A 9,372-nucleotide genomic window follows, 5' to 3' on the forward strand; every position below is an offset into this window, starting at 1 on the left:
TCTTGTCAACAACCTCAACAATACGCGAAATCTCATCCGCACGGCAGCCCAGAATGAGTTGCGGATGGAGGACAGGGAGGGTGTCGAGCACATTCATCTGACGACGCCCTTCCAGACCAGCGAACTCAATCTTGGGCATATGGTTGATGTTGATCGCAAGGAACGGGGACAGGGGGCGGAGCTGCGCACGGATGAACACGTGGCCGTGCGCGGTCCGAAAGGCATGCTTCTGACCACCGAAGCCCAGCCCGGGGCATCGGGCCATCAGCTTGACATGACTGAGGCGAAGGAGCAACTGCAGCGCGCCATGGATCATATGGAGTCGCTGACGGAGGCTGTCCGGGCCGCTGAAGCAACGGTTGCCGAGTTGCAAAAGCAGAAGGACCTCTATGCAAATGCACTCGACGGCCTGAAGCGCGCGGCAATACTCATGAGTGCGCCGGCGGGCATCGGCCTTACCACTGGCGGACATCTTCATGCGAACGCAGATCAGAATCTGATCGCGACGGCCGGCGGCAACTACGATGTGGGTGTCATGCATAACTACACTGTTGCGGCAGGCCGTCAGGTGGCGCTCTTTGCACAGGCAGAAGGAATGCGACTCGTTGCCGCTAAGCAGGACATCGTGGCACAGGCGCGTACCGGCGGCATTACGCTCGCGGCGTCGAAGGCCATGCAGTTCACGAGCGTCGATGGAACGATTACCGCTGTTTCGAAGGGAGCGCTCACGCTTTCAAGCAATGGAGCTTACATCAAGATCGATAGCGGAAACATCGAACTCGGATGCCCGGGCGATATAACGCTCAAGTGCGGGAATTTTCACTGGACCGGGCCAGGCAACCTATCGCTTCCGATGCAGGCCATGCCAATCGGTACATGCAAGCAGTGTTTGCTGGACGCTCATAGTGGTGTGGAAGCCATGACGGAGGTCGCGTGATGTCGAATTCGGTCAGCCTGACTTCAGCCAGTGACGTCGAATCCGCGTGGGAGCAGTGGCGCGAACATCTACTGGCGCAATGCGAGGATCTGTCAAAAGACGGACAGCAAACGCAACTTTATCTGCTTGTCGATTCTCGCGCCAATCCTGGTATTGACAGGCTTCTCGCTCAAGTGCCACGGCTTGGCTGGACTTCGCTTTGGCAGGATTCAGTGCTTGAGTCCTATACGGACATCGCCCCCTATCTGATCCAGCTTGATCGCATTGCACTGAGTGATCCACGCGATCTGCAGAATCGATTGGTCCGGCGTCTCTGGAGAGAATCGCTGGACCTACACATGTTGACGTGGATCTGGTCGCCATCGTCACTTGAATCATTGAGCGGGCATTTGCGGTACCACTGCCGGTACGCCACACCCGAAAAGCGCGCATTCTTCCTTCATTTTTACGACAACCGCATCCTGAAGCGGTTGCGTGCTGTCTGGACCTCAGAGCAGGCACACCGATTTCTGTCGCCGTGCGTCGAGGTCTGGTATCGCGACCGAGATTTGACGGAGGTTGTCTGGCGCAATCATGTTGCGGCCGCTGAAGGATCTGTCATTGGCGAGCATGTTCTGACGATTGAGCAACATAGTGAACTGCTTCGGCTCGGTCAGGCCGATAAGCTTGCGATGCAGTTGCGCAGCATGTACGACGAAATGCTCGCTGATATTCCGGATTTAACGCTCTACGCTCGTATCTCGGAGCAACTCGAACGAGCAGGACAATATCGCATCACCAGTGACGACGATCTTCTGAATTATGCTTCAAAAGGCATCGTCGTTTCCCCATGTTTCGATGAACATCCAGTGATCCGTGAACGGCTCAGACGCGCTGTAGATGGTGAAATCACTCACCGCGAGGCACTGTCCGGGATCGACGGCAGTGTGTTGAATGAGGCGTCGAGAATGGACCGCCCTGAAACCGAGCGTGCACGAATGTATAAGTGACGAGCGCCATATGTAGAGAAGACCAAAAGCCGCTGGTGCGCATGACCGGAAAAATGTACGGGTAGTCCTGTGACCACTTTCGATCGACCAACAGGTTCGAACACACGGCATCGGATCTTTCGAAACAGGATTTCCTGGAGCCCAACATGAAGAAGGCTAGGCAATGAAACGAATGATGCTTTTGGTTTTGGCCGTGATGGCCTTCGCAGGATGTGATGCCTTCTCGTCCGAACCGACCTACAGCGGAGTGAGCGTCGAAGGGATGAATTACACCCCATTCAATCTCAGCGACTTCACCATTCATGACAAATATGGCAACACCGCCAGTGGCGGCGGAGACCTTATGCCCAGTGCCGGTGCCGGCAGCCTAAGTTGTTGCTACACGTTGAAGGGAACGGATTTTACGGTTGACTGGGAGGTGTATGATCAGGACGAGTTCATGAAGGATCCCTACGCTCCAATCAAAAAAATTCACAAGACAACACCGGTACATTTTCCCAAGGAAAAAATATCTGGCGGTGCCGGCGAAGTAGTACTGGCAGTGCACTTCTACCCTGATGACCACATCGAGTTCGAGTTTCGGCATGACATGAGCGGAACAAGAATCGACTACACGGCAGTGGACTACTGGTTCCAAACGAAATATGGCAAGGCAGCGAACCCAGACGGCCTGGACGATGCTTCCGCGTATCGACGTACCGCACGCGTCGCATCCCAAGGGTGGTTGAAGTACCACCTGACCGATTCGGTGGATCTTGAGCAGTACGTGTACTACACATTGCTCGTCAATCCGAAATTTGACGAGCATCCTGCGGTGCAGCGCGTCCTTGAGGAGACCAAGGGCAAACCCGGCGCGTTCGGAGGCGCCATGCAGAAGCTGCCTGACCCGGTGATTCGGGAAATCCGTAGGAACGACTTTGACCACGCGCAGACAGGAGACGCACATGGCTGAAACGACACAGCTCGATCCTGCGGATCGGACGCCGGTGGGAGTGAGGGCAGCAATTGGCGAGAACCAGAAAGCGTTCCCCAATGACGACTGTATTCCTTGTGGCGCGGTGGTTCATATGGGATTCCTTTTCCCTGGTCAGCCGCTACCATCCACTGATGAGGATATATATGCCGCTGTGGGCGAGCAATCTATTCGGATTGGCAGAACGCGGGTAGAGAAGACCAGAAGTTGCTGGTGCGCGTGACCGGAGAACTGTACCGGTAGTCCAGTGACCACCTTCAATCGACCAACAGGTTCGAACACGTGATATCGGATCTTTCGCAACAGAATTTCCTGGCGCCCAACATGAAGAAGGCTAGGCAATGAAACGAATGATGCTTTTGTTGTTGGCCGTGACGGCCTTCGCAGGATGTGATGCCTTCTCGTCCGAACCGACCTACAGCGGAGTGAGCATCGAAGGGATGAATTACACCCCCTTCAATCTCAGCGACTTCATCATTCATGACAAATATGGCAACACCGCCAGTGGCGGTGGAGACCTTATGCCCAGTGCCGGTGCCGGTCGACTAAGTTGCTGCTATACGTTGAAGGGAACGGATTTTACGGTTGACTGGGAGGTGTATGATCAGGACGAGTTTATGAAGAACCCCTACGCGCCAATCAAAAAAATTCACAAGACAACACCGGTACATTTTCCCAAGGAAAAAATATCTGGCGGTGCCGGCCAAGTAGTACTGGCAGTGCACTTCTACCCTGACGACCACATCGAATTCGAGTTTCGGCATGACATGAGAGGGACAAGAATCGACTACACGGTAGTGGATTACTGGTTCCAAACGAAATATGGCAAGGCAGCGAACCCAGACGGCCTGGACGATGCTTTCGCGTATCGACGCACTGCGCGCGTTGCATCCCAGGGCTGGTTGAAGTACCACCTGACCGATTCGGTGGATCTTGAGCAGTACGTGTACTACACATTGCTCGTCAATCCGAAATTTGACGAGCATCCTGCGGTGCAGCGCGTCCTTGAGGAAACCAAGGGCAAACCCGGCGCGTTCGGAGCCACCATGCAGAAGCTGCCTGATTCGGTAATTCAGGAAATCCGAAGCAACCACTTTGACCACGCGCAGACAGGAGCCGCACATGGCTGAAACGACGCAACTCGATCCTGCGGATCGGACGCCGGTGGAAGTGAAGGCAGCAATTGGTGAGAACCAGAAAGCGTTCCCCAATGACGACTGTATTCCTTGTGGCGCGGTGGTTCATATGGGATTCTTTTTCGACGGGTTCGGACGACATCGCGATCATGACGACAAGACTACGTCGCGATATTCGAATATCTGTCGGCTCTGGGAGGCTCATCGGGATAATATTGATCAGCGTCGAAAAAAGACGCCGAATCAATTCTGGTATCCGTTCTATTATTCCGGGCTCGGTACAGACCTGAATCAGGAGGCGAAGGTAGGGCAGGTTAAGTCTGCAGGCATCAAACTAGCTGCGGAAAGCGCAAAAGCGATTCAGGGAAAAGCCATCAGCGCCGGCAAGAAGATTACCGGCATTGATCGCCTTGAAATCAAGCCGAAAGACGCAATTGCGGATGGTTTCAAGAAAGGGCTTGAGGATTTCTCGTACCGGCCGGTGGTCAAGTCTTTTAATGACCTCATCGATGGGGCAGCAAACTCAGTGAAGAATGTGGGACGGGTCCTGAGGCTCGAGCAGAATGATCGCTGGGTCAAACGTGGACGGGCGGCCATCCGTGCATCGCTCTATGACATCAAGAACCATCCGATGGCGGCTGGATTCGACGTGGCAAAAAACGTATTTGTCGGTATCGCACTCGATTCGATTCCTTGGTTTCGGGACAATCGGGCGATTGCGCGATTGCTGGGCACGGGGATTGAGGACCGGCTCGCTGCGGCGATGACCCAGTTCAAGAATGCGATCGACGACGTAAAGTTGACGATGCCAAAGATCCAGCGGATTCAGGTTTCCATCTTTGGCGCAGATCGAGGCGGGGTGCTCGCGCGTGCGTTCGCGAACGAACTGACTGAAGCCTACAAACACCCGAGCGCGACAAAATTGGCCTACGTAGACCCCAAGGACGCTAATCATACGGCTGTTCCCATCCAGATCAAATTTCTGGGATTGCTTGATGCCGTATCATCGTTGATGGCGGACAATCAGCTGCTGAACATGCTACCGGTTCTTGGTATGGTCAAACAGAACTACGGTGACCAGAAGTTGTCCGTGCCCGAATCGGTCGAACGTTGCGTGCATTTTGCCGCGGCGCATGAGCTGCGCTTCTATCAGCGCCTCGACAGTCTGGAGAGGACTCGCGGAGTCCAGTACCTGTATCCGGGTACCAGTGAAGACATTACGGGTGGGGCGCCGCCGGGCTCACTGGGCGCTCGCGCCGAGTTGCAACGCGTTGTCCTGCGCGACATGCTGAATGAGGCAGTCTCGTACGGTGTACTGCTCGATACGATGGAAAGCTTGAAGAGCCGGAAACCAAAGACATACGAGAAGTTTACTCTCGCGCATCCAATTTCAGACGGCAAGGCAACGTACAAGCTCGGCGAGCTGATCAGCGCGTACCGAGAGGTTGTCCCGTATGTCGCCCGGTTGAACTTCATCGATCACATGAAGGTTTTCCTGCGCTGGATGGCCGCACGGTACCAGTCGCCAGCATTCCGGTCCTCGGTGACGAGCCGCTTCGATGCGCTGGACGCACAGCATCGCCATGACCTTCAGAGTCTCAAGGACGCACAGGCGGCAGCGGAGGCGGCCCGGGCACCGGGTGTCGACGCAAAGACGTGGGCGTCGGCGCAGGCACGCGCAATGGATGCACAGGAAAACGAATTGGCTTCCTTCAAGCCCGCTCGGCTCGAAAAGAACCGTCCGTCGGAAGGTGTCTGGGAGCGTATCCAGCGCGAGTCGGGGGAGATGATGCGACGCGAGTCGCAGCAAGCCGGCTTGCGTCATTCCGTGAGCCTGTTGAGTGATCAGACACAAAACCGGGTGCAACCGTGGGGTACTGACGCGGAAACAAGTGCATCAGTCATCGAGTCAGTCATGATGACACCCGAGCAGGAATCGCTCGCACAGGCCTGGAAAATGGGGTTGAGCGGAACCAATCCACTCCCGCCGAAAGTCATGGCACTTTTTGATCTGCTTGTTCATGACACGATGCTCACGAGCTGGCATGACCATATGCTCTCTTCGACGTTGTACTTCCAGACACGCGCAACCGATACGTTTGGTGAGAGCGACTACATAAAGGAAGAGAAGCAGCGCATACGTGACGAAAAGGCGGCAGAGCGCGCCATAAGCTTGAGTACCCCGGTGAGTGCGGCGCCACGGTAAAGCGGACGGATTAAATGTGTTTCAGTTCAATTCGTTACCAGCCACGCCGGTAACGTTTGTGACGCGGGACAATCAACTCAGGAGGTCAGTATGCCAGGCATTATTCGTGTAGGCGACAGCCACACCGGCGGCGGGAAAGTCGAGTCCGGATCAAAAAACCGTTTCTTCATGGGCCGGGCGATCGCGCGGCTGCATGATCCGGTCACATGCCCAAAGCACGGGGACAATCGTATCGGCACCGCTACCTCAGGCGCGTTCGACGATGGCCTCGAAGTCGCGCAGGACAATGATCTGTGTGAGTGCGGCTGTCGGCTGCGTTCTTCGCTCCTGAACAGTGGGCGACGTTGAAAGATGGCGCTCGACTTCTCGAAGCTTCCGCCCCAAAAGCCCGTTCCTGACACGCCGCCGTCCCGGTTTGTCTGGACGGTGGTGTTTTTTGTGCTGACACTGCTCGGCGTTTTTGCGGTGCTGATGCTGTGGCCCGCGGGCGAACCGACGAATACACCGTGGTTCTGGACTTGTCTGAGCGTCTTTCCAATGGGCATCGCCGGATTTGTCCTGTTACGACGCTATAGCGTCTACGAGGGCCGGCGGCTTGATGCACAGGACTGGAACAAGGCGAGCGATCAATATGCCGAACAGAGCTTCGCGCGTGAAAGCATTCCGGTGTGTGTACTCGGTTCGGCCGCTCGTGTAACCGGGGATGACGTGGCAAAGGGCATCGAGGAGATTGCCGATGGCACGCTGACGCTGGATCCAAAGACGTCAAGTCATGAAGAAAATGAATCGACGGTCGCACGCTGGATTGAACCGATGGATGCGCGTCTTGCCGCTGACGACGCGGAGCGCCATGCCGAAGTACTGGAGTGGCTCTATGACCGCTTGCTGACGGATTTGACTGAGCCGCTGGGTATGTTGCCATTGGAATTGGCGCTGCGTGTGCGGCTCGAGCTATCCGGATACAAGGGTAGGACAGATGCTCTCACGCTGTGGAAAGACAAATGGCGTGCCCACCGGCTGCACCCTGCCCACTCGTTTATGGCGAGCGAAGCCCCCGGACCGATGATCCTCGACTCATGGCTTGACGACCAGAACGGATCACTGAACACCGGGGCGATGCTTCTCGTTTCGATATCGCTGAACGCCATGCTGGATGGAAATCCACCGGAAGGCTCGGCGGAAGCCGGGACTGGATTGCTCTTGGTCTCGACTTCGACCGCCAGTCGGCATGAATTGCATCCGATCGCAACGATACATCGTCCGGTGCGCTCGGAGAATGCAGATCTGGATCACGCAATGACCTGTGCACTTCGCTGGGGGAGCTCCGACGTACAGAAGCTGGGTTCCGCATGGATGACAGGATTTGACGGAGAGACGGTCGGCCCGTTGCATACAGCGTTAAGCCATTTGAATAGAGATACGCCTCGCACCGATGAGTTGCGTGAATTCAATCTGGACCGTGCTACCGGTAATGCCGGACCATCGGCAGGGTGGCTTGCAGTTGCTTATGCCGTTCAAACGGCGTTGCAGACGACCACATCGCAGCTCATCGCACAGCGTAGCGTTGACCATACTGTTCTCGCCGTCGTAGCCACTAGCACTAACGATTCGAACAACGTCCCTCATTCGGCATGAACCGGAAATTTAAACTCGATCTCTTCTCGGCCATAGTTGTTGTCGTTTTGCCAGGCATCGTTGTTTGGGTGAGGCCGGCATGGCTTCACATCGCACCTGCAAACCGCGGTCTGGCTATTGCCGTGCTATGCGCGATTTTCGTAGTTTTCCTGCTTGGATTCAGTTTCGGCGATGCCTCACGGCCAGCCATGGCATGGCGAGCCGTTCGGCAATGGGTGATCGAGCATACCCAACGGAGACTCCCCGCGTCCGGCTCCGGTAATGCAGATGCAAAGGCGGACGGTCCGTCAGCCTTGAAGGAACTGCTTGTTAATCGACATGGTCGGGGCTGGCGTTACCGTGACCGCTGGGTAGTTGTCACAGGCGACGCGCCGCTGGTCAAGCGTATCGCCCCCGGTCTTGCTGACACCGGCTATGCCATCACTGGTGGTACGGTTTTGCTCTACGCGAAACAGACCAGCAACACGTTCGACACCGGATGGCTCGACCAGATTCGGCGCCTGCGCCGGCGTCGCCCAGTTGATGCAATTGTGGTAGTAACGCGCAACCGCAGTTCGGGCAATTCGCCTTTTGATGCCGATGAGCTCGCCCAGCGCCTCGCCCGCCACGCGCGTGCCCTGCGTTGGGCCGCACCCGCATATCTTCTCAACGTAACGGATTTCGGCCCCGAGGCGGCGGGTCCGGATGAGGCCATCGGATTTACCTGGTCGAATGCGCGTGTGAACGCCGACGAAATTCTGACTTCGTTGCATCAGCTTGCCCGCAATCTCGCCGACGCAGGCGTCAGGCGCATCACGCAAGATAAAACTGACCGCTATCCGGCCGAGTTGTCGCAGCATGTCGAACGGCTGGGCAGCGCGTTGTCTGAGCTCGTGCAGCAGATGGCCCGCTCGCGCTACTGGCGAAATCCGGTGCATGGTCTGCTGTTTGCACCACTCTTCAAGGACCGTGAGCTGGAACCGGCTGCGAACATCGAGAAAAGCGAAGGGGAAGAGAATTCGCCTGTAGCGCAGCAGCGCTCCATCTGGCACACGGTTGCCGAACACAGCCGCAGTATCCATGGCCGCCGCGTTGGTTTCTCGTTTTCGACCACCGCAGCATGGATCGCGACAGCCGCTATTGGCCTCTGGATCGTCGGTACGACGGTGTCCGGTTTCGCAAACCGCGCGACGATCGGTACCGCCAGAGACACGCTCGCCACACTGTCGGACGCGCAGGAACCGAGTCATGCGCTGCAAACGCTGAACAGCCTCGTCGGACAGATCGACACGCTGGAAACGCGCCAGCGCAATGGTGCTCCGTGGATGACCCGCTTCGGTCTGAACCACGACGGCGCGCTGCTCAGCGCTCTGTGGCCCGGCTACGAGAACGCCGCGAGCCGCATCCTCGTCGACCCGATTCGTCAGAAACTGGAGGACCGTCTGCACCAACTCGCCGCCATGTCCGACGAAGAAATCGCGAGCGGCGGCACCGCCCAGGCACAGGCTGCGTACGAT

The 9,372-nt window shown here is 56.6% G+C and carries 8 protein-coding genes; all 8 read left to right on the forward strand.

Annotation, left to right across the window (positions count from 1 at the left end; all coding sequences use genetic code 11):
- On the forward strand, window positions 1–937 hold a 937-nt coding region (locus BHE01S_RS35495), incomplete at its 5' end, for a type VI secretion system Vgr family protein (protein ID WP_042273104.1).
- Window positions 937–1,926: a DUF4123 domain-containing protein gene (locus BHE01S_RS35500; RefSeq protein ID WP_042273107.1), complete on the forward strand. Its 990-nt coding sequence runs from the start codon at window positions 937–939 to the stop codon at window positions 1,924–1,926. The genes BHE01S_RS35495 and BHE01S_RS35500, both read left to right, overlap by 1 nt.
- A gap of 163 nt (window positions 1,927–2,089) precedes the next feature.
- Complete coding sequence (locus tag BHE01S_RS35505) at window positions 2,090–2,878, forward strand: DUF3304 domain-containing protein (protein WP_042273109.1); 789 nt, start codon at window positions 2,090–2,092, stop codon at window positions 2,876–2,878.
- A gap of 362 nt (window positions 2,879–3,240) precedes the next feature.
- On the forward strand, window positions 3,241–4,029 hold the full coding sequence (locus BHE01S_RS35510) for a DUF3304 domain-containing protein (protein WP_042273111.1): 789 nt from the start codon (window positions 3,241–3,243) through the stop codon (window positions 4,027–4,029).
- On the forward strand, window positions 4,022–6,241 hold the full coding sequence (locus BHE01S_RS35515; protein WP_042273113.1) for a DUF2235 domain-containing protein: 2,220 nt from the start codon (window positions 4,022–4,024) through the stop codon (window positions 6,239–6,241). The genes BHE01S_RS35510 and BHE01S_RS35515 overlap by 8 nt, the downstream gene beginning before the upstream one ends.
- A gap of 90 nt (window positions 6,242–6,331) precedes the next feature.
- Entirely contained in the window at window positions 6,332–6,589 is a 258-nt protein-coding gene (locus BHE01S_RS37530; protein ID WP_084069615.1) for a PAAR domain-containing protein, read from the forward strand.
- A 3-nt stretch (window positions 6,590–6,592) separates the two neighbouring features.
- The gene (locus tag BHE01S_RS35520) at window positions 6,593–7,876 is read left to right on the forward strand and encodes a hypothetical protein (RefSeq protein ID WP_042273116.1); all 1,284 of its coding nucleotides are present in this window, start codon (window positions 6,593–6,595) and stop codon (window positions 7,874–7,876) included.
- Window positions 7,873–9,372: ImcF-related family protein (locus BHE01S_RS35525; RefSeq protein WP_042273118.1), on the forward strand; the 1,500-nt coding region annotated here is incomplete at its 3' end. The genes BHE01S_RS35520 and BHE01S_RS35525, both read left to right, overlap by 4 nt.

Source organism: Paraburkholderia heleia NBRC 101817, from assembly GCF_000739775.1.
GTDB classification, from domain to species: domain Bacteria; phylum Pseudomonadota; class Gammaproteobacteria; order Burkholderiales; family Burkholderiaceae; genus Paraburkholderia; species Paraburkholderia heleia.

Bases quoted from the DNA above. Each gene is read 5' to 3' on its own strand.
- BHE01S_RS35500 (WP_042273107.1), top strand. From the start codon at position 937: ATGTCGAATTCGGTCAGCCTGACTTCAGCCAGTGACGTCGAATCCGCG.
- BHE01S_RS37530 (WP_084069615.1), top strand. From the start codon at position 6,332: ATGCCAGGCATTATTCGTGTAGGCGACAGCCACACCGGCGGCGGGAAA.
- BHE01S_RS35520 (WP_042273116.1), top strand. From the start codon at position 6,593: ATGGCGCTCGACTTCTCGAAGCTTCCGCCCCAAAAGCCCGTTCCTGAC.
- BHE01S_RS35515 (WP_042273113.1), top strand. From the start codon at position 4,022: ATGGCTGAAACGACGCAACTCGATCCTGCGGATCGGACGCCGGTGGAA.
- BHE01S_RS35510 (WP_042273111.1), top strand. From the start codon at position 3,241: ATGAAACGAATGATGCTTTTGTTGTTGGCCGTGACGGCCTTCGCAGGA.
- BHE01S_RS35505 (WP_042273109.1), top strand. From the start codon at position 2,090: ATGAAACGAATGATGCTTTTGGTTTTGGCCGTGATGGCCTTCGCAGGA.